Annotated in this window: 14 protein-coding genes, 1 tRNA gene, 1 rRNA gene and 1 pseudogene; 9 read left to right on the forward strand and 8 right to left on the reverse strand. The window is 57.7% G+C overall.

The window, feature by feature from the left end; all coding sequences use genetic code 11:
- Positions 1 to 78: ribosomal RNA gene (gene rrf / locus ACR1XY_RS09645) — 5S ribosomal RNA — on the forward strand; the annotation flags it as partial.
- A 121-nt stretch (positions 79 to 199) separates the two neighbouring features.
- Positions 200 to 276, forward strand: a tRNA-Met gene (locus ACR1XY_RS09650).
- A gap of 481 nt (positions 277 to 757) precedes the next feature.
- Here the strand turns inward: ACR1XY_RS09650 and ACR1XY_RS09655 are convergent.
- The 3 genes from ACR1XY_RS09655 to ACR1XY_RS09665 form a co-directional block, all read right to left on the reverse strand.
- Entirely contained in the window at positions 758 to 2,503 is a 1,746-nt protein-coding gene (locus ACR1XY_RS09655) for an FkbM family methyltransferase (RefSeq protein WP_480592572.1), read from the reverse strand.
- 378 nt (positions 2,504 to 2,881) lie between these two features.
- Positions 2,882 to 6,262 (reverse strand): ATP-binding protein, encoded by a 3,381-nt coding sequence (locus tag ACR1XY_RS09660; protein WP_480592574.1) that lies wholly within the window; start codon positions 6,260 to 6,262, stop codon positions 2,882 to 2,884.
- 158 nt (positions 6,263 to 6,420) lie between these two features.
- A complete protein-coding gene (locus tag ACR1XY_RS09665) occupies positions 6,421 to 6,891 on the reverse strand; it encodes an aminoacyl-tRNA deacylase (RefSeq protein WP_480592576.1) in 471 nt (156 codons plus the stop codon).
- Positions 6,892 to 7,093: 202 nt separating this feature from the next.
- Between ACR1XY_RS09665 and ACR1XY_RS09670 the strand changes: the two are divergent.
- A pseudogene (locus tag ACR1XY_RS09670) lies at positions 7,094 to 7,891 on the forward strand (formylglycine-generating enzyme family protein).
- 129 nt (positions 7,892 to 8,020) lie between these two features.
- Here the strand turns inward: ACR1XY_RS09670 and ACR1XY_RS09675 are convergent.
- Genes ACR1XY_RS09675 through ACR1XY_RS09695 form a run of 5 tightly spaced genes read right to left on the reverse strand, consistent with a single transcriptional unit; the run spans position 8,021 to position 11,991 of the window.
- Positions 8,021 to 8,404 carry a carboxymuconolactone decarboxylase family protein gene (locus tag ACR1XY_RS09675; protein WP_480592578.1) on the reverse strand — a complete coding sequence of 128 codons (384 nt, stop codon included), beginning with the start codon at positions 8,402 to 8,404 and terminating at the stop codon, positions 8,021 to 8,023.
- A 17-nt stretch (positions 8,405 to 8,421) separates the two neighbouring features.
- Positions 8,422 to 9,162, reverse strand: a complete 741-nt coding sequence (locus ACR1XY_RS09680; RefSeq protein ID WP_480592580.1) for a sulfotransferase-like domain-containing protein — start codon at positions 9,160 to 9,162, stop codon at positions 8,422 to 8,424.
- An 18-nt stretch (positions 9,163 to 9,180) separates the two neighbouring features.
- On the reverse strand, positions 9,181 to 9,999 hold the full coding sequence (locus tag ACR1XY_RS09685) for an aspartate racemase/maleate isomerase family protein (RefSeq protein WP_480592582.1): 819 nt from the start codon (positions 9,997 to 9,999) through the stop codon (positions 9,181 to 9,183).
- 19 nt (positions 10,000 to 10,018) lie between these two features.
- The gene (locus ACR1XY_RS09690; protein ID WP_480592584.1) at positions 10,019 to 11,107 is read right to left on the reverse strand and encodes an aromatic ring-hydroxylating oxygenase subunit alpha; all 1,089 of its coding nucleotides are present in this window, start codon (positions 11,105 to 11,107) and stop codon (positions 10,019 to 10,021) included.
- Entirely contained in the window at positions 11,104 to 11,991 is an 888-nt protein-coding gene (locus tag ACR1XY_RS09695; protein WP_480592586.1) for a MurR/RpiR family transcriptional regulator, read from the reverse strand. Before ACR1XY_RS09695 ends, ACR1XY_RS09690 begins: the two co-directional genes overlap by 4 nt.
- Positions 11,992 to 12,059: 68 nt before the next feature.
- On the opposite strand from ACR1XY_RS09695, the gene ACR1XY_RS09700 reads away from it, so the two are divergent.
- From ACR1XY_RS09700 to ACR1XY_RS09725, 6 genes are read left to right on the forward strand one after another with little or no spacing between them, the layout of a single operon-like run.
- The gene (locus ACR1XY_RS09700) at positions 12,060 to 14,513 is read left to right on the forward strand and encodes an FAD-dependent oxidoreductase (RefSeq protein WP_480592588.1); all 2,454 of its coding nucleotides are present in this window, start codon (positions 12,060 to 12,062) and stop codon (positions 14,511 to 14,513) included.
- Positions 14,513 to 15,595, forward strand: coding sequence for an alcohol dehydrogenase family protein (locus tag ACR1XY_RS09705; protein ID WP_480592590.1), 1,083 nt, complete (start codon positions 14,513 to 14,515; stop codon positions 15,593 to 15,595). Before ACR1XY_RS09700 ends, ACR1XY_RS09705 begins: the two co-directional genes overlap by 1 nt.
- Positions 15,592 to 16,170, forward strand: a complete 579-nt coding sequence (locus ACR1XY_RS09710; RefSeq protein WP_480592592.1) for a dimethylsulfonioproprionate lyase family protein — start codon at positions 15,592 to 15,594, stop codon at positions 16,168 to 16,170. The genes ACR1XY_RS09705 and ACR1XY_RS09710 overlap by 4 nt, the downstream gene beginning before the upstream one ends.
- Positions 16,167 to 17,273 carry a mandelate racemase/muconate lactonizing enzyme family protein gene (locus tag ACR1XY_RS09715; protein WP_480592594.1) on the forward strand — a complete coding sequence of 369 codons (1,107 nt, stop codon included), beginning with the start codon at positions 16,167 to 16,169 and terminating at the stop codon, positions 17,271 to 17,273. The genes ACR1XY_RS09710 and ACR1XY_RS09715 overlap by 4 nt, the downstream gene beginning before the upstream one ends.
- The gene (locus ACR1XY_RS09720; RefSeq protein WP_480592596.1) at positions 17,270 to 18,376 is read left to right on the forward strand and encodes a mandelate racemase/muconate lactonizing enzyme family protein; all 1,107 of its coding nucleotides are present in this window, start codon (positions 17,270 to 17,272) and stop codon (positions 18,374 to 18,376) included. Before ACR1XY_RS09715 ends, ACR1XY_RS09720 begins: the two co-directional genes overlap by 4 nt.
- Positions 18,373 to 19,476, forward strand: coding sequence for a mandelate racemase/muconate lactonizing enzyme family protein (locus ACR1XY_RS09725; RefSeq protein WP_480592598.1), 1,104 nt, complete (start codon positions 18,373 to 18,375; stop codon positions 19,474 to 19,476). Before ACR1XY_RS09720 ends, ACR1XY_RS09725 begins: the two co-directional genes overlap by 4 nt.
- The last annotated feature ends 1 nt before the right edge of the window (position 19,477 follow it).

Genomic DNA, 19,477 nt, shown 5'->3' on the forward strand with positions numbered 1-19,477 from the left:
TCCCGAACCCGGAAGTTAAGCACTGCCGCGCCAATGGTACTTGGGCTTAAGCCCCGGGAGAGTAGGTCACCGCCAAACCTAGAAAAAGCCCACATCTCTCTAAACGATCAGCAGAACACGACCCGGCCTCAAGTAGCGTAAGCAACGGGCCAAAAATGGTCTCAAATAGCCGAATAGGCCGTAGACCAAACCAAAGTGTCGCGGGATGGAGCAGCCCGGTAGCTCGTCAGGCTCATAACCTGAAGGTCGCAGGTTCAAATCCTGCTCCCGCAACCAAACTAATCGGTCGGAAAACAAACACTTAGCCTCGCATCACGCGAGGCTTTTTGCTTTGCGCCAATCTCTCTGGAAGCACTGTGGAAGCAAACGGGTGCGAAAAAGCGTAAGCGTTGCATCCGGCCTCCTAGGGTCAGGACTCATAGCCAGTAAGTGACAAGGGCCGCGTCAAACGAGCCGCCTCAGGGCGGCTTTGTTCGTTCTTGGGCAATCCCAACGCAAGCAAAACCTCTTCGGTTTTGAGATTGGGTGCAAGAACTTGCCGAACCCGCACCGTGTTCCAAGTCCCCGACTGCGCTCGATAGGGCTACGGGCTGTCGTCCACCAACCCCGGAAACCGTCGTCCCGATGGTCCAAAAGCCGGTCACGCACCAACCCCTAATTGGACGACTCAGGTGGGCAGATCATGACTTGTTGGATGGCGCATAGAGCATGGCCGACTTGATACTGCACAAAGATTCGGTTGGTTATCGCCCGTCAGTTAACGCCTAACCCCAACTGGCAAAAGAGAGAAGTAGTGTTCACAATCTTTCGCGGCAATTTCTCCCCTGTCCTTAAGCTCCTCTAAACACAGACATGCAATGTCGAAAACCCCCATAACGTTGTCGGCTAAAACACACATTTTGGACAGTTGTTCATTCGTATACGTGTGAAGGAGTCTCAGGTCTCTTACAAAGAAAGCGTCACCGTCGACGACTTGCGAGAAAGCGCGTGGACGAAACTTTTTCCTCAGTGAACGGTTTCCAAGAACTTTATTGAGGGAGTCGAAACTGTGAAAAAGCAACTTCTGTTCGCGGAGTTCCTTTTCCAGATCGCCAAATCCGGGTTCTTTTTCATACAAGGGAAAAAACCGAACTTTGGTTTGCACAACAAGGGCTCGCGAGAGCTTATTGCGTGCATTGCAAATAACGTCCAACTCTCCGCCTTGAATACCTGTCTTCAGAAAATCCACGGGCGGCAAGAAGTCAAGGTCATCCAATCGGTGGGTTTCAATCACCTCTTTCCCTGTTACTTTCATATCCCCTCGGAAGCCGAGGTACTCACCACTTAGTTTGTTTGGCAGAAGCAGGGATGAGAACCCGGAAAGTCGCGTCGAATGAAGGTTCGCTCCGCCACCTCTACCAATTGCAAGACAATGATACTGTTCATTGGGGGCTGTCGATTTCGTCAGTTCTTTAAAGGCAGTTTTGTCGGGCTCAAAACCGATAAGGTTTGACTGCCCGGTTTCCAGCAAATGCGCGTAGTTTGCCTCCCCCTCTATCGGGATAGAACCGACATCGACCACTTCTATCGGATTTAGAGATTTCAACAGATTTATCAAACACCCCAATCTCTCGGTTTTTTCACTTGGGCTATTTGTCTTGGTACTTGGAAAACTTTTGGATCTCTCCCCCGCTCTAACCAAAGCTCTGCCAACGTGATCTGGGGCTTCGCGCATTACGCGTCTAAGCCTGTGTGTTGAGTAATTCTTGTTTCCACTCGATATCCGATCAAACACAGTGGCCACTGTCGCCACCGGGTGAAAAATGCGTTCACTGTCTTGGAAGTTCCGGACGGCCTCATACAAATGCGGGGGATTGGTTGCAAAGCAATTTCTGTCAAAAACCCGTTCGAAATCATACAGGTTCGTGCAGCTTGCACCAGTTGCATATGCGGTGGTGGCCAAAATCGCTTCGTCGTTAACCCGTAGCGACGTATGGTGGTTTTGAACCCGTTTTCTCAGCTTGAACATGTCTTCGATCAAACCCTTTTTTACGCGAGTAAACGGAAAAATGCATCCGTAGTTTGGGTTTTCGCCAATCTCAGCAAGATCTTTTGAGAACCGAGGCGGTTCTTCAAACCGTCGAAGATCAGCGGCCAAAACAGCATCTTCATTTCCTTGCAGAACTGACTTGACCGCCTGAAATCCTTTGCGTCCAAGATAAACATCCGTCTCAATCAAACAAAAGAAGTCAAAGTCGCCAGCTTTTTCTGCTGCCGCATAGTAGCAGTAGTCGCCACAAAACCATCCCCAGTTCCTTTCGTGCCGGGCAAACTTCCAATCGCTGATCACTGTAGGAGAAAGTGAAATCTTGGGCGTATCGGGAATATAGACACTGCCCGCGCTTTCATCGCAAACAACGAAAACGTTCTTGGACATGTGTTTCTTTAGGTCACTCAACAATTCCTGAACGTGCCAGTTGAATTTGTGGGTGCGAACAAGAAAAGCTGTACGGTCAATAGTCATGGGGAAGCTATGCAGTCAAACTTACCGCATCGCAACTTGATAGCAACGATAATCCGTTTGGTGCATCATGCCGAAAACGCCGGCCGATACTCTGAAGTTCGTTCGACTTACCCCAATCCCCGCAAGAGGCGCGAGGAGCCCTTTGTTGTCATTGCTAAGGGAGTTGGACAGCTTCGGCTGCATCAGGTTGGCTGTGGGCATGGAAGACTTTTGCGATTTTCTGGTCACTTGCGAGTTCACCCAAAGCTTAAGAGTTCATGATGCCTGTATCCTTTTTGAGGCATCAATAACTGCTCAGAAAAGCCTTATGAGGTGCAATTAAGGTGATCGGATGCAACGTTTAAGGATTATCTCAACGCAGAAACCAAGATCATACACTTAACTGGCTTTCGATTTTTCGAGGATTACACGGGCATTATTCACGTCGATCGTATCCTCTCCACCTATAACTTTCCGCAAGGCCGCACTTAGATCGGAAATCGCGGCAGGCGCCGACGCGCGTTTTCTGCACTGTCTAAAGCAGTCTACCGCAGTTCGAAGTTCGAACATTTTTGCTTGCTGTCGCCTCGCAGTCCTCAAAGCTTCACGAAACTCTGCTTCGGCGGGGGCGACCCCGGAACGCGCCAGCGCGTAGACCCGGTCCGTTTCGGCTTGTGCCCACCCCTCGTTTGTAAGGCTTTGGTGCTTGCGAGCTTCGGTCAAAAAACCCCTGGCGCCTTCCCGATCACCTGTTTCAAGAGTGAGTTCGGCAATCAAGGTAAGGAAAAACGGCTTGTAGTTCCCCGCTCCGCTGTTCCACCAAGCTTCTGCCGCATTTCGTAATACACGGATCGTTGCCGGGTCGGGCGAGACATAGGCATTCACCCAACTACGCCAGAGAGTTGCAGTCACGGACATGAACGTAAAGGAATGCCGTGCAGCCAGTTCCTCAAGTTGGTCCACAACCTCAACTACCTGTTCGGGTTCCCGGCGCAGAAGATGAAGCATGCACAGGTAGGTAAGTGATTGTGCGATGCTGTGTGCATGCTCAAGCTCTCGCGCGGCGGCAACCGCTTGCATTTGGATTTCCAGTGCTTTGTCCGGGGCTCCGCGCATCCAAACGGCCAAGCTCAAGAAACACGAGGTGATCGCTGCATGGTCCGACCCATAAATAAAAGCCAGATGTCCATCCCGCTTCGGGCTGTAGAGCTCGAATGCCCGTTTCAAGTGTTCGTAAGCTGGACCCAGTTCACCGATGTGAAACAGCACTGCCCCCATTGCACGATGAGCCACCATCTGATGCTGCGTTTCAGCGGTTGTCTCCGCCAGCTTCAGCAATTGTCCGGCAACATTCCTGGCCAGATCATATTCAGCACGCACCAAATGAAACGAATACAAACCGTTCAAAACCGGGAACAAGTGCCCTGTTTCTTCAATGCGTTCACACAGGTCTCGTATTCGTTCGTAAACAGAACCGGTCTCATCTGCGGCTATCCCGGCCGTTGATCGCAGAACACCCGCTCTGAGAACCTGTATCTCAATTTCTTTTCGGTCCCGTTCGTCGCTCTGGCTTTGCTCACGCAACTGCTCGATTGCCAGAGAGAGCTGTGTGTTTGCCTCGATGTTCGCTGAACGCTTAACCGCGTGCTGACCCGCGAGGTAACGGCAGTCGATAGCCTCCTTGCCCATTCCGGCCATCGTGTAGTGATGCGCCAGAATTTCCGGACTGGCATCCCCTATGTGAAGTGCATCTTGATTGAGCGTCTCGGCGACGCGCGCGTGCAGGACGCGTCGCTCGCTTTTCAAAAGACTGTTGTAGGCAGTGTCCCGAATAAGGGCATGACGATAGCTGAAGATTTCCAAACCATCCGATGCGGCCGTTGTAACAATGCCCGCGTCTGCCAAAAGCTCCAAACTAGAACGCAGCGCCTTTTCGCCAAAGCGGGAGACTTCGGCGATCAACGGATAGGAAAACTGAGGTCCGATTACCGCCCCGATCTGAGCCACTTCCTTGGCCGAACTCAGTCGGTCGAGACGTGCCATGAGCGCATCGTGTAATGTGCTGGGCACCGGGCTTGCCGAAGAAGATGCGCCCATTGGATGAGATACGTGGCCCTTGGTCAAAGCGCCTGATTCAAGAAGATCTTTCGTCACCTCTTCGACGTAAAGCGGTACACCATCTGATCTGGCGGCAATCAATTCGTACATTTCATCGGAGATTGTGTGACCTTGAGCAACTTCATCCACAATGCTTTTGACCTGGTGGAAATCCAGTTGCCGCAAAACAACTTTTGTAAGGCTCGATTGTAGCGCCCAGCCCGGATCGAATTCGGGCCTGAATGTCATCACCACCAGCACAGGAAGGTCTTTGATCCGATCCACGATCTGGTCCACCAGCAACTTGGTTGTCGGATCAACCCAATGCGCGTCCTCAAACAAGAGAAGCACCGGTTTTTCCGAAGCCAGAGATGTCAGCTTTTCCAGCAACATCTTCAGCGTCTGATCCATGATTTGCTGCGGTGTCAAATCCAAAGGTCCCAATTGCTCTTCGAATGGAACAGAGAGAAGTGATGCTGCCAACTTCAATACACCGCTGGGTGGATCACCCAGAACCGAGGAAATCTTCTTGAGCTTTGCTTCGTTGGACTCGTCAGACCGTAGTTTTGCGGCACCCTCGAATTGGCGAATGACAGGGTAAAACGCACTCGCGAAATGATAGGGTGAACACTGGTATCGAATTTGAGAATGCGGCACGCCCGAAGTATTTTGACGCAGTTCCTCAACCAGCCTAGATTTGCCAATTCCCGGTTCACCCGACACCAGCACCATCTGACCTTGACCACCACTGGCCAGCTTCCACTTTTCGTTCAGGATCTCATATTCAGCCGCGCGACCAACCAAAGGGTTCAGCAACACATCGTCCAGGGCCATGAAGCGACTAACAGTTTCTCGCGCTCCGGTCACTTGCCAGGCTTCGACCTCTTTTGCAAAACCCTTGAGCTTGAATGCGCCGCGCAAAACATACTCGAAAGCGTCACCGGCCAACTGATGCGTGCTGGGTGCGATAATCATCGTGCCAGGATCTGCCATTGTCTGAAGACGCGCGGCCAGATTAGGCGTCTCGCCCATTGCTGTTCCATCCTCAAACATCTTTTCGCCACGCAAATCACCGACGACTACGAGGCCGGTCGCGATCCCAATTCGGACATTCAGTTTCGCATGGGTCCGGATGGCGGGGATTTCCTTTATGATCCGCAGGCCCGCACGAACCGCACGCTCGGGGTCATCTTCATGGGCATGGGGAAACCCGAAAAAGACCATGATCCCGTCGCCGTAATAGCTTGCGATGTGACCATCAAAGGCGACAACAGATGCAGCACATGTTTCCTTGAAAAGGCGAAGGACTTCGGCCAGATCTTCCGGATCGACGCGCTGGGAAATTTCTGTAGATCCGACCAGATCGATAAACATGACGGTCAGTTGCCGTCGCTCTGCCACAATGGCAGGGCCCAGTGCTGTGTTTTGCGGGTGACGCCCTCCCTCTGCACCGGTACGAACAGCTTTCATAAAACGCCGTCTCGGACCCAGAGGAAGCCCGATCGTGACAAGGTCTTCGTCGGTCAACTCTGTCAGATCACCGAGTTCGATTTCGTGTTCTTCAAAGGCTCTGGCGTATTTGGACAAACCGTGGTTTTCCAGCCAGACCGCGATATCGGACATTATTGATTGTCTTGCTTGCTGCTTCAGCAGAGCCCTTGCCTGCATCCAGCCAGCTCGCATCCCCCTGTTTATTTGGTCTTTCCAGGACCCCCCATAGGTCCCGTCGAAATACGGAGTACTTCTTTCTCAATGAAGTACTCCGATGTGGTTTTGGTCAAGGGGGTCATCACCATTTACTGGGTTGGCCCGGTACCGGCTTGCCAGAATGCACCGGGTTCTTAGTGCATACAGCAGAATGCCCCATGAGGCGCATCTTTCATTAACGTGTCGAAATCCTTGCCGCGCATCTCGACCAGGGTTTTGTGGTCCCCTGCCTCGAACCAGATTTTGTCCAGCCCGGTCAGGCTGTCGTCGACAACAGTCGGCAAATCATAGGCTTCGCCCACAGGCGGCACCGCGCCCAGCGCGCAATCATCGAACAGACCATCCATTTCGGATTCCGGCGCCAAGCCAAGACGCCGGTTCATCATCGATTGCAGTGCGGTCAGGTCAACCCGGTGATTGCTGGGCAGAACAGCAAGCAGAGGTCCTTCCTCCATGTGGATCAGAACCGATTTGGCGAGGTGGTCACCGGGGACATGCGCCGCTTCGGCGCATTCGGCGGCGGTCGCGGCATAGGGATGGGGAACGATGTCAAACGGAAGCCCTTGGGCATCCAGATGATGTTTCAGACGAGTCGCAATGGTCATTTAGCCCTCCGTATCATCGAAGGCGTCCCGGTCGCGAAACGTGTGGCGGTGCGCAACTAGGGCGCAAGTGTGTGTGAGCCTTTATTGTGCGCCGATTGGCTGGATCGGGCAAGGGGGTAGGATGTGCGGTCGGCTGGAAGGGACTGGAATAGATCAGGTTTTAATCTGTCCAAATACACCTGACGACGGAGAACTTATGTAAATGGGTGGTCCTCCGGGTGAATCCAAGCAGAATGTCAAATTTGATGACGCTGGAAACTGGATACTTGTCACCCCGGATGATCCTTACATAGCGTTTCATGAGGGACCGGTTCACTCTGTCAAGATTGACTTGCCTGTCGCAATGGGACGCAACGAAGTCACCTATGATCAGTGGATGGCCTGCGTGGATGATGGCGGCTGCGGTGGGCACGAGCCGGAGGATTTCATTCGGTTACCAAAATTGCAGCGCGCGAAGGTCATTGGGAAAAACCCGGTCATCACTGTCTCTAACCTGGACGCGGCTTTGTACACAGATTGGTTGAACAGCAAGGTGGGGGCGGGTGTTTATCGCCTGCCAACCGAAGTCGAATGGGAATACACTGCCCGCGCCGGAACACAAACTCCTTTTGCCTAGGGCGAAGAGGTGACACCCGATCAGGTGAGCTTTCTGGGCATCTCGACCGAGATCATGTTGGGCGAAGAATTCCCAGACCTTGTCTCGCGCGGGAAACCTGTGCCGGTAGACACGCTTGATGCAGCCAATGCTTCGGGTCTGCGGCACATGTCCGGCAATGTCGTGGAAAGAACAATGTCCTGCTGGACCGACACGTATGCGGGGTGGGAGACGTCCAGCCTCTACTTGGAAAAGGCCCGCGAACCAAACTGTGAAAGACGCGTAACAAGGGGTGGGGCGTATCCGGCGGGCATGGATCACTCACGTGTTGCAGGACGGGGCAGCGGGTCGGAAGACACCCGAACAAGTGTGTCGGGGTTCCGTGTTTTGAGAGAGCTGAAGTGAGTGTTCTTGCCCGCCGGTGATGGGTACAGATAGGCTATCCTGCTACCTGACTGGAACGACAGAGGTGTGGGCAAGTACACGCAATCAGGCTTTCTGGTTTTCAGGATTGCCCGCAGAAGACGGGCGCAGTCACGTGTTCTCCAAAACCCGCCGCGCAACCCGAAAGCACTCCAGCGCCTGGGGTACGCCGCAGTAGATACCGATCACGTGGATGATGGCGCGAATCTCTTCTTTGGTCACGCCGTTGTTCAGCGCACCTTTGCAGTGAACCTCCCACTCGTGCATCTTTCCCAGTGCGCCGATCATCGAAAGATTCATCATCGACCGAGTTTTGGCGTCGATCACGTCGTCCCCCCAGCCAAAGCCCCAGCACCAGGCGGTCATCGCCTCTTGAAACGGACGGGTGAAATCATCCGCAGCCGCGAGGTTCTTTTCCACGTATTCCGCGCCTAGGGTGCCTTTGCGTTGTTCCAACCCTTTGAGGAAAAGGTCTTCGTCGAAAATATCTGCCATGTGAGGTCTCCGGTGCTTCAGCGCGTCAGGCGGTGTTTGTAGAGGTGATCATAATGCGGTTTCATCCGGCGATGCACCTGTTTCACCCGGTCCGGCGCGACGTCGATTTCAACATACTTGCGGGTCTGCGGCGCAAGACCGGTCGAGTTCGCAAGGTTGGCGTGGAAAGATCCCCCATCCCACCAACTGTGGGCCGAAGGGTCGCCGCCGGCCTCCCAACTCAGAGCGTCTTCGATGAAAGGAATGCCCACGGCGTCGCAGAACCTTTGCGTCATGGTGTGCGGGTCTTCCAGCAGGTCGTCGCTGTCGATCACTGGCGGCGGGGTGCCGTTCAACGCCGTCAACAAGTCAAACAGGGCGCGTTGTTCGGGAAAGCCGACCTCACCCTCGGCGAAGTCCGGCCAGCGTTTGTACATCGAAGTGATGGTTTTCGCCGGATCGCGGATCAGGAAGGCATGGTTGAAATGGGACAGGAACTCTGCATCCCACATGTGATTGATGTAATGCGGAAAGTCCTTGAGGAAGACCGGCCTCTTGTGGGCACGCGCCTGAATGTCCTGCCATACACTGTCCAATGTCAGGCCGGGCGTTGTCAAATCACCCGTCTTGAACCGGTGCCACAGCGGGTCTTCGCCCTGATACCAGGCCTCACCGAAAGGCTCGTGCAGACAATCCAGATCGCCACGTTGCCGCATCATCCATTCAAAGGCCGTAGAAGTGGACCGGGGCACCGCCCAAAGCGCGAGGATTTTGTGCATCTGTCTAGGACCTCCGGGCTAGAGCCGTTTCAAAAGCTGGCCATGCGGCGTTTCCGGCGACAGGCCAAGCGATTTGAATATGCGCCAATAGAGTGCGATGTCGTGGCCGATCACCGGCTTGCCAAGGGCCGTTTCCAGCTTATCCGCCAGATGCAGCGGGCGCTGTGGCAAACCGTTCGGGCCAGTTCGGAAATTGCACATCCCGTTGATAAGAATCGCATCGGCGTGCGGTGCCTGCTCGGCGACGTATTCGAAACTCTTGAGCGCCAAGTCACTGTCAAAGACCCAGCGATAGCTGTTTACTTCTTCCTGACTGGCGAACCACCCCTGATCGTGAAAATTGCCGGCATAGAGCACGTCGAACCCGGCCTCACGCAGGAAACCCACCGTGCCTTGCCACCATTCCGGCCAGTGATAGGCCGCGTTCAGCGCGACCTTTTCGACATTCATTTCTCGCAACGCCTCGACCATGGCGTAACCGGCCATGTGAAACTGCGTGCCGAATTTGTCGGACAGATCCGCGCAATGCTGACGGACGCCCTCAACCCCCAGCCCACAGGCATGGACCCAGTTGGACCCGATCTGCCCGCAGACATCGACACCATTGCGGGACATGCAATGGACGAAATCCTCGAGCATTCCGAAGTTCTGCTTTCGCTGGTCCAGCCCGTGCACATAGTCCGGCACATGCAGCATCCACCCATGCACCCCGACCGTTTCAGGGCACATGCGCAGGAAATCCGACGGTGCCGCGTCAAAATCGAATGGTGGGCAGGTGAAGCCGACCTGATGCGGGAACAGCTTGTGTTCCGGGCTCCACTCTTCGGGCATCAGCATGGGCGGATCGCCAAGATCATTAGTCTACCGCCTCTCGCATCCATTGCTGCAGCCTAGCGATCGAATGCTCCGACATCACCCCGCAACCGGGGTCCAGCACCAGCGGGCCGGGGCGGTAGCCTCGGGATTTGAGGCCGCGGTGGACGGATTCGACAAGGCGGATGTCTTCCTCGACCGTGGTCTCGCGGTCCTGCACAGCCAATTGCCGGATCACGGCGCTCTCAGACCCGCCTTCGGTGAACCAGCCGCGCCAGACAGTGCAGTGATCGGAATCGCTGGCACGCCAGTGATAGGTGTTCAACACATTGCCCGGGTAGCACTGGAAAGAGAACATCGGCCACAGGAACCAAGACTGATAGTCGCCCGCATGGGGTATCGACAGGTCGATCGGGTAGGTCATCTTGTCGAGGCTCTGACACTCGGTCGTATGGCGGAGGACATATCCGCCGCTGGCGTCAGGCTGGATGTCATAGGTCTCGGGCTTGACCACGCCTTCGGCAAAGGTCGGGTGGTTGGTCGGGCAGTGGTAGCATTCCGAGTAGTTCTCGATACTGACCTTCCAGTTGCAGTTTTCCGGGATCTCGACCCATTCAAGCGGTTCCAGATCATTGATATGCGGAACAAAGGCACCGATTTCCTCGCGCACGCCGGGGTACCATTCGTCCATCGGGGCTGCATCATCGTCGAGGTTGACGAAGATGAAGCCGTTGAACACTTCGGTGCGGACCGAGGTCAGGCAGATCGCGCTGCGGTCGAAGCCGGGAACAGATTTGATGTTCGGGCCGGCGCGCAACTGGCCGGACAACTCGTAGGTCCAGGCGTGATAGGGGCAGACCACGACCCGGGTGTTGCCTGCACCAGTGACCATCTCATGCGCGCGGTGCTGGCAGACGTTGTAGAAGGTGCGGATTTCTCCGTCGCGGCCGCGAATGCAGAACAGGCTCTGCCCGGCGATCTCAAACGCGAAGTAGTCGCCGGTTTCCCGCACCTGCGCCACATGGCCCGCGAATTGCCACGTTTGGGACAGAAGCCCCTGCATTTCCTGCCGAAAAACCGCAGGATCGGTGTAATAGCGCGCGTCCAGTGAATGGGTCAGGGGTGCGTTCATTCGGGCTCCTCCGCGTAGAGGCCAAGTTGGTGTCTGCGTTGGTGAAACCGCTCCACCCGTTCGACGATTTCGTCACTGGAAACCGCAATCACGAAGGACAGCAGCGTTTCCAGCAACGCGATGGTCGAGACGGAGGACGGGAAGAATTGCGGTGTGTCGGCGGCAACGACAAAGCCGTGCTGCGCGTTCAGGATGACCGGGCTGGCCGGGCTGTCCGAAATGCCGACAACAGTCAGACCCTGCAGGCGGGCCAGTTTGATCGCCTCGATCACCTCGGTCCGGTAGGGGCGGCAGGTGATCGCGATCAGCACGTCCTGCTCATCGGCCCAGGCCAGATCATCGACCGGAGTCGAGCCAGGACGGGGGATGGCGTGGAACTGCTTCATCCCGGTCGAGGCCAGATAGGTGAAATTGCGTGCGTTGGCATTGTTGACACCAACACCCAGCGTGAAAATCTGGCGGCAATTCCAGATATCTTCGGCGGCGGATTTCAGACTGGCGGCGTCGATTCCGGCAAAGGTTTCCTCAATGTTGCGGATCGCGGCACCGACCATATCGGCATAGAGCCCGCCCAGTTCCCCCGACTTGCCAATGTCCTGCAACCAGCGGGCGCGGTCAGGAAACGACACGCTGCCCTTGCGAATCGCATCGCGGAAGGGCGCGCGGAAATCCTCGTACCCATCGAAGCCGACCTGGCGTGCCATGCGGACAAAGGTGTTGGGCTTCACTTTCGCCGCTTCGGCGATCTCGCGCACGGTCGAGACCCCAACGTCGCTTGGGTTTTCCAGCACGTAACGCGCAGCTTTCTGGGCCTCGGGGGTGAGGGCGTCCCATTCCTGGCTGAGGCGATCGAGTACGGTTGATGATACATTTGTGTCATTCATGATTGACGATGGTACATTTGTGGAATTAGCCTGTCGAGCAGAAACGCGACTCGGGAAGAGGAAAAATCATGTCCGAGAAGAATCTGCCCACCTACGCCCGTGTGGTCATCGTCGGAGGTGGTGTCATGGGGGTCGGTCTGGCCTATCATCTGGCGCATGAAGGCTGGGGCGATGACACCGTCCTGCTGGAAAAGGCCGAGCTGACCAGCGGCAGTACATGGCACGCGGCTGGGCAGATCACGCATTCGACCTCAAGCTTCGGGCTGGGCAAATGCGTCGATTACAACATCGGTCTATATTCCGGTCAGTTGGAGGCCGAAACCGGCCAGCCGGTAACATGGCATGGCTGCGGCTCGTTCCGTCTGGCCTATACCGAGGATGAGATGGACTGGCTGCGCCACACGCTGTCGGTGGGCAGGTCGCTGGGCTTCAATATCGAACTTGTCGGGCCGTCGAGGGTGGCCGAGCTGCACCCGTTCTACAATCTCGAAGGCGTATTGGGTGCGCTGCATACGCCGGATGACGGCCACGTGGACCCGACCAACGTCACCATGGCGATGGCTGCTGGCGCACGTCAGAAGGGCGTGCGTATCTTCCGCAGCTGCCGGGCGACAAACATCACGCAGGCCGAGAATGGCGAGTGGGTGGTCGAGACCGAAATGGGCACCATCACCTGCGAGCATGTAGTGAATGCGGGCGGCACCTATGCGCGGCAAATGGGTGAGTGGTCGGGGCTGCAACTGCCGATGACCTCGATGACCCACCATTACTTCGTGACCGAGCCGGTGCCTGAGTTCCAAAACCTAGACAAGGAACTGCCGGTGATCCGCGATGACCGCAAGGTCTCGGGCTATATCCGGATGGAGCAGCAGCGCGGCCTGATCGGGATTTATGAGAAAGAGAACCCGAACTCGGTCTGGCATGATCATTGCCCGTGGGAATACGAAAACTGGCTGTTTGATGCGGATTACGACCGGGTGATGCCGTGGCTTGAGGAAAGCCTGAACCGGATGCCGATCTTTGCCGAGCTGGGCATTCAGCGCGACGTGCATGGGGCGATCTCGCACCCGCCGGACGGCAACCCTCTGATCGGACCAGCGCCCGGCGTGCGGAATTACTGGTGCTGCTGCGGCACGCAGATCGGCATCGGCTGGGGGCCGGGCCTGACCCGCGAACTGGCGCGCTGGATGGTTCACGGGGCCGCCGACATCTCGATGAGGGAATTCGATCCGCGCCGGTTTGGCAACTACGCCACAAAGGACTGGCAGGTGATCAAGGCCGAGGAAGATTACTGCCTGCGCCACGAAATCCCGTTTCCGCATTTCAATCGTCTGGAGGGACGTCCAATCAAGCCGTCGCCGCTGTACGACCTTCTGCAATCTAAGGGCGCGGTGCATGAGGAAGTTTACGGCTTTGAGCGCCCCCGTTGGTTCGCGCGCGACGGTGTTGAGCAGCGCGACCACTATTCCTTCCGCCGGACGCCCGCCGACGACATGGTCGCAGCGGAGGTCAAAGCAGTGCGTGAGAGCGTCGGCATCATGGACGTTACCGCTTTCACCAAGGTCGAGGTTTCGGGACCGGACGCCTATGCCCTGCTGGACCGGTTGACCGCCAACCGGATGCCGCAGAAGGTCGGCTCGATCACGCTGACGCACATGCTGAACCGGCGTGGGCGGATCGAGTTGGAGACAACGATCGTCCGCATGGCCGAAGATCGGTTCTATCTGGTCTGCGCAGCCTTCTTCGAACAGCGCCTGCTGGATCATCTGGCGCATCAGCGCGTGGGTGAGGACGTTCAGATCACGGCTCTGTCGGCGGATTGGTCAGCCCTGTCGCTGAACGGCCCCCGCTCGCGAGATGTATTGGCCCGCTGCACCGATGCCGATCTGACCAATGCCGGGTTCCGCTGGCTCTCGGCGCAAGAGATCACCATCGCAGGTCACAACGTCTGGGCCTTCCGGATGTCCTATGCCGGTGAATTGGGCTGGGAACTGCACATGCCCAACGCCGCCTGCCTCGATGTCTACAACGCGCTTTGGGCAGCGGGTGAGCCGCTCGGCATCACCGACTATGGCAGCTTTGCGATGAACGTGATGCGGATGGAGAAGGGCTTCAAAGGTGCGGGCGAGTTGACCAACGAGGTCACTCTGGCCGAGGCTGACGTGCTGCGCTTTGCCCGCACTGACAAGGACTATCTGGGCAAGGATAAAACGCTGAACACCGACCTGCCGTGGATCTGCGCCTATCTGGAGATCGAACCGGATGGCGAGATCGACGGCCATGGTGGCGAAGCGGTGATGCTGGACGGCCGTGTCGTAGGATCTACCGCTTCGGTGGTCTACGGGCATACGGTCGGCAAAATCCTCGCCTTTGCCTATATCAAGCCCGAGGCGGCAACGCCCGGAACCGTCCTGCAGGTCGTGATCCATGGCACACCCCGCGCGGCCTGCGTGCTGGCTGAGGCGGCCTATGATCCACAAAGCCTGCTACCGCGCACCGACGCGGCATTGGAGACCATGTGATGACCCTGCCCAATACAATGAAAGCCATGGTCACGATGGGCCATGGCGGTCTGGATCAGATGGTGCTGCACAAAGACTGGCTGCGCCCCAGCCCCGCGCCCGGAGAGGTGCTGATCAAGGTCGCCGCCTGTGGTCTGAACAACACCGACGTGAACACGCGCTCGGGCTGGTATTCCAAGACTGTCACCGACGCGACGACCGGTGGCGCGTTTGACAAGGTTGGAGAGGATGACCCCACATGGGGCGGCGCGCCAATCACGTTCCCCCGCATTCAAGGGGCCGATATCTGCGGTGAAATCGTGGCCGTGGGAGAGGGCGTGGACAGCGGACGTATCGGCGAACGTGTCATCACTGATGGCTGGCTGCGCGATCCGGGGGACCCCGGCAACATGGACAAGACCGGGTATTTTGGCTCGGAACGGGACGGAGGGTTCGCCGAATACGCCACGACGCTGGCCGCAAACGCGGTGCCGATCACCTCGGACCTGTCGGACGCGGAACTGGCTACCTTCTCCTGTTCCTACTCCACCGCCGAAGGGATGCTGACCCGCGCCAACGTGACCAACGCCGACACGGTTCTGATCCCCGGAGCCTCGGGCGGTGTCGGCGGCGCGCTGGTGCAACTGGCCAAACGGCGTGGCGCGCGGGTGATCGCGATGGCGTCCGAAGCAAAACACGCGGATGTAGCGGAACTGGGGCCGGACGTGATCCTGCCGCGCGCGCCCGAAAACCTGCGCGCGAAACTGGGCGGTGAAGAGATCACCGTGGTGGCCGATGTGGTGGGTGGGCCGTACTGGCCGAAACTGATCGACATTCTGGAACGCGGCGGGCGCTATACCTGTTCCGGCGCCATTGCCGGGCCGATGGTGAATTTCGACCTGCGCACCTTTTACCTGCGCGACCTGACTTTCACCGGTTCGACCGTGATCGACCCGCAGGTCATGGGGAACCTCGTGAAATACATCGAGGCCGGTGAGATCAAGCCTGCCCTCGCCGCAACCTATCCGCTGGAGGAGCTGCGCGAGGCGCAAGCTGCTTTCATCGCGAAACAGCACACCGGGAATATTGTGGTGATCCCATGACTCTGGACGACGTATTAGAGGCCGCACGGCAGCTGCATCAGGCGCATCCCGATCTTTCAGCGTTCGGGCCATGGCCCACGGACCTGACCGCAACCCAACTACAGTCGTGCCGTATTCCCGCAGTCGATCTGGTGCACAATTTCGATGCAGGCGGCAGCAAAACTACCAAAGCCTTGTCCGACGCGATCAAGGCCACCGCGCATCTGGCCCATTGGAAACTGACCTATACCGAGGATGAAGTCGGTGCAGATTTCCTTAATCGCTATGGGTATTACGAACTGTTCGGCCCGACCGGCCATTTTCACTCGACCCAGTTGCGGGGCTACGTGGCCTACTGGGGGACGGGCCTGCACTATGACTGGCACAGCCATCAGGCCGAGGAACTGTATCTTACGCTGGCAGGCGGGGCTGTGTTCCGAGTCGCGGGCAATGACAGCTTTGTCGGGCCGAACCAGACACGCCATCATGACAGCTGGCAAAGCCACGCGATGACTACGACCGACCAACCGATCCTGACCTTTGTCCTCTGGCGGGGTGAAGGCATGGGCGATCTGCCTCGGATGGATGCCGCATGAAGATCAACCGCATCCGCATCTACCAGACTGATCTACCTTATGTAGGCGGAGCCTATGTCTGGGGCGCGGGCAATGCGATTGAAACGGCCACCGCCTCGGTCGTTGTCATCGACACCGATGCCGGAATGCAGGGCTGCGGCGAATTCACGCCCTGCGGCGAGAACTACATGGTTGCCCATTCCGAAGGCGTGACGGCGTTGGCGCGTCTGGTTGCTCCAATACTGTTGGGGGAAGACCCCCGGCAGGTGGCGCGGATAGAGCAGTTGATGGATCATCTGGTGCAGGGGCACGGATACGCCAAGGCTCCGTTCGACGCAGCCTGCTGGGACATTCTGGGGCAGGCCTGCGATCAGCCTGTCTGGATGTTGCTGGGTGGCAAACTGACCGATGGTGCCCCGATGTACCGGGTCGCACCGCAGAAGGCGGTGGATGAGACGGTGGCCGAGATGAACGCCTACCGCAAACAGGGCTATCGCCAGTTCCAGATTAAGGTCGGTGGCGACTGGGTTACTGATATTGACCGCATTCGCGCCACCGTGCCTTTGTTGCAACCGGGTGAAAAAGCGATGGCCGATGCCAATCAAGGCTGGCGCGTGGACAACGCAATCCGGGTGGCGCGGGCAACGCGCGATCTGGACTTCATTCTGGAACAGCCCTGCCGCACCTATGAGGAATGCCAACAGGTGAGGCATGTCGCCGAGCAGCCGATGAAGCTGGACGAATGCGTCACCGACATACATATGGCCCAACGGATTGTCGCCGATCGTGGGGCCGAAGTCTGCTGTCTGAAAATCTCGAACCTCGGCGGCCTCAGCAAGGCGCGGCGGGTGCGGGACTATCTGGTAGAGAACCGCATTCCGGTGGTCAGCGAAGATACATGGGGCGGAGAGATCACCACGTCGGTCGTCGCGCATTTCGCGGCATCAACCCCCGAAGATTTCCTGCAGAACACCACCGACCTGATGAATTATAACACCCGATCCACTGGAATCGGCGGGCCAGTTGCGCGGGATGGCAGGCTCTATGCCTCTGATACGCCCGGGCTGGGCGTGACCCCCGATTTCGAAAGCCTCGGCGCGCCAGTGGCGGAGTATGCCCTATGAAGATCAAGACCATCACTGTTTACCAGGTCGATTTGCCGCTGGAGCATCCCTATTGGCTGTCCGGTGGACGGCTGAAGTTCGAAACGCTCGACGCGACGCTGGTGAAGATCGAAACCGACACCGGTCTGACCGGCTGGGGCGAGGGCACCCCCTGGGGCCATACCTATGTGCCTGCGCACGGGCCGGGTATCCGCGCCGGGATTGAAACGATGGCGCCGGTCATCCTTGGTCTCGATCCGCGCAAGGTTCTTGAGGTGGAGCGCGCAATGGATATGGCATTGCCTGGACACCTTTATGCCAAAAGCCCGATCGATATGGCCTGCTGGGATATCGCCGGTCAGGCAGCGGGCCTGCCGATTGCAGATCTGATGGGGGGCGGGTCACGCACGCCGCGCCCGATTGCCTCCTCGGTCGGCGCCAAGACCATCGAAGAAACCCGCGAGGTCCTGGAACGCTATCGCAGCCGTGGCTACATTGCGCATTCAGTGAAAATCGGCGGCAACGTGGAACGCGATATTGCCCGCGTCCGCGATGTGGAAAGCACCCGGCAACCGGGAGAGATCATACTCTATGACGTTAACCGTGGCTGGACCCGGCAACAGGCCCTGCGGGTTATGAGCGCCTGCGAGGACTTGAACGTGATGTTCGAACAACCCGGAGAGACACTGGACGACGTCGCCGCGATCTCGGGCCGTCATGCCTCGCCCGTGTCGGTGGATGAAAGCCTCGTCACCCTGCAGGACGCCGCTCGTGTTGCCCGCAACGGGCTGGCCGAGATCTTCGGGATCAAACTGAACCGTGTGGGTGGTCTGACCAAGGCCGCTCGAATGCGGGACATCGCGCTGGCGCATGGTATCGACATGTTCGTGATGGCGACCGGAGGCTCGGTTCTTGCCGATGCCGAGGCGTTGCATCTGGCCGCTACCATCCCGGATGACAATTGCCTCGCCGTTTGGGCCTGTCAGGACATGATCACTGTCGATATCGCAGGCGGTCGCGGCCCCCGCAACATCGACGGCCACTTGCATCTGCCGGAGACGCCGGGCCTGGGCGTGCATCCGGACGAAGATGCGTTGAGCGGTCCGATTGGAGTATATCAATGAAGATCAGCAAAATAACGCTCTGGTCAATCGACCTGACCAGCCATGAGACCTATCACATGGCCGACGGCAAGACCTGCGCAACCGTGACTTCTCATATACTGCGTCTCGAAACGGATACCGGCCTGAAGGGATGGGGCGAGGTCTGCCCGATTCCGCACTACCTGCCCGCCTATGCGGAGGGTGTGCCGGGTGCAATCACCGATATGGGGCCTGAAATCCTGGGCATTTCACCGTTTGGTGTCGACGCGCCCATGCGCAAACTGGACGGGTTCCTACAGGGTCACGCCTACGCCAAGTCTATCGTTGATATCGCCCTGTGGGATTTGTTCGGGCAGGCCACCGGCCAGCCGGTCTATGCACTGTTGGGTGGACGGACGCGCGGGGACATGCCGCTTTACCATTCGATCACCTGCATCGCCCCGGATGAGATGGCCCGCATCGCCCTGACCGCTTATCAGACCGGCATCCGGCAGTTTCAGGTCAAGCTGGGCGTGGAAGGTGACTGGCAGGCCGATGCCGAACGCCTGATCAAAGTGCGTGAGGCCGTGGGGCCGGGGCCGTTGGTCTATGGCGATTGGAACTGCGGCGCGTCGCGCCTGCAGGCCACGCGGACGGGTCGCGCTGTGGCACATCTGGATGTGATGCTTGAACAGCCCTGCAAGACGCTGGAAGATTGCGCGGCCGTCCGGCAGGCCACCGGCTTGCCAATGAAGATCGACGAGAACGCCCATGATCTGGCCTCGCTGCTGCGCGCGCATGAACTGGGCTGCATGGATGCGGTGGCGCTGAAACTGTCCAAGTTCGGTGGATTGTCGGCGATGCGCCGGGCACGGGACCTGACGGTGCATCTGGGGGCCGAGATTTGCGCCGAATGCACCTGGGGGTCGGATATCGTCACCGCCGCTTCGTTGCACTTTGCAGCTTCGACCCCGCACGGTTCGTTGCTGAACACCTGCGACCTGTCGTCTTATGTGGCCCCGCGCGTCTGCCCGAACGCACCAAACCGTGAAGATGGCCGAATTGCCCCGCCCGAAGGTCCGGGGTTAGGTGTTGTGCCAGACCCCGAAATCCTTGGTTCCCCGATATTGGAGATCTTGTGAG

The organism is Ruegeria sp. AD11(2025), from assembly GCF_056542405.1.

Excerpts from the sequence above, each read along its gene's own strand:
- ACR1XY_RS09655 (WP_480592572.1), bottom strand. The coding sequence starts at position 2,503 with ATGACTATTGACCGTACAGCTTTTCTTGTTCGCACCCACAAATTCAAC.
- ACR1XY_RS09660 (WP_480592574.1), bottom strand. The coding sequence starts at position 6,262 with ATGCGAGCTGGCTGGATGCAGGCAAGGGCTCTGCTGAAGCAGCAAGCA.
- ACR1XY_RS09665 (WP_480592576.1), bottom strand. The coding sequence starts at position 6,891 with ATGACCATTGCGACTCGTCTGAAACATCATCTGGATGCCCAAGGGCTT.
- ACR1XY_RS09675 (WP_480592578.1), bottom strand. The coding sequence starts at position 8,404 with ATGGCAGATATTTTCGACGAAGACCTTTTCCTCAAAGGGTTGGAACAA.
- ACR1XY_RS09680 (WP_480592580.1), bottom strand. The coding sequence starts at position 9,162 with ATGCACAAAATCCTCGCGCTTTGGGCGGTGCCCCGGTCCACTTCTACG.
- ACR1XY_RS09685 (WP_480592582.1), bottom strand. The coding sequence starts at position 9,999 with ATGCTGATGCCCGAAGAGTGGAGCCCGGAACACAAGCTGTTCCCGCAT.
- ACR1XY_RS09690 (WP_480592584.1), bottom strand. The coding sequence starts at position 11,107 with ATGAACGCACCCCTGACCCATTCACTGGACGCGCGCTATTACACCGAT.
- ACR1XY_RS09695 (WP_480592586.1), bottom strand. The coding sequence starts at position 11,991 with ATGAATGACACAAATGTATCATCAACCGTACTCGATCGCCTCAGCCAG.
- ACR1XY_RS09700 (WP_480592588.1), top strand. The coding sequence starts at position 12,060 with ATGTCCGAGAAGAATCTGCCCACCTACGCCCGTGTGGTCATCGTCGGA.
- ACR1XY_RS09705 (WP_480592590.1), top strand. The coding sequence starts at position 14,513 with ATGACCCTGCCCAATACAATGAAAGCCATGGTCACGATGGGCCATGGC.
- ACR1XY_RS09710 (WP_480592592.1), top strand. The coding sequence starts at position 15,592 with ATGACTCTGGACGACGTATTAGAGGCCGCACGGCAGCTGCATCAGGCG.
- ACR1XY_RS09715 (WP_480592594.1), top strand. The coding sequence starts at position 16,167 with ATGAAGATCAACCGCATCCGCATCTACCAGACTGATCTACCTTATGTA.
- ACR1XY_RS09720 (WP_480592596.1), top strand. The coding sequence starts at position 17,270 with ATGAAGATCAAGACCATCACTGTTTACCAGGTCGATTTGCCGCTGGAG.
- ACR1XY_RS09725 (WP_480592598.1), top strand. The coding sequence starts at position 18,373 with ATGAAGATCAGCAAAATAACGCTCTGGTCAATCGACCTGACCAGCCAT.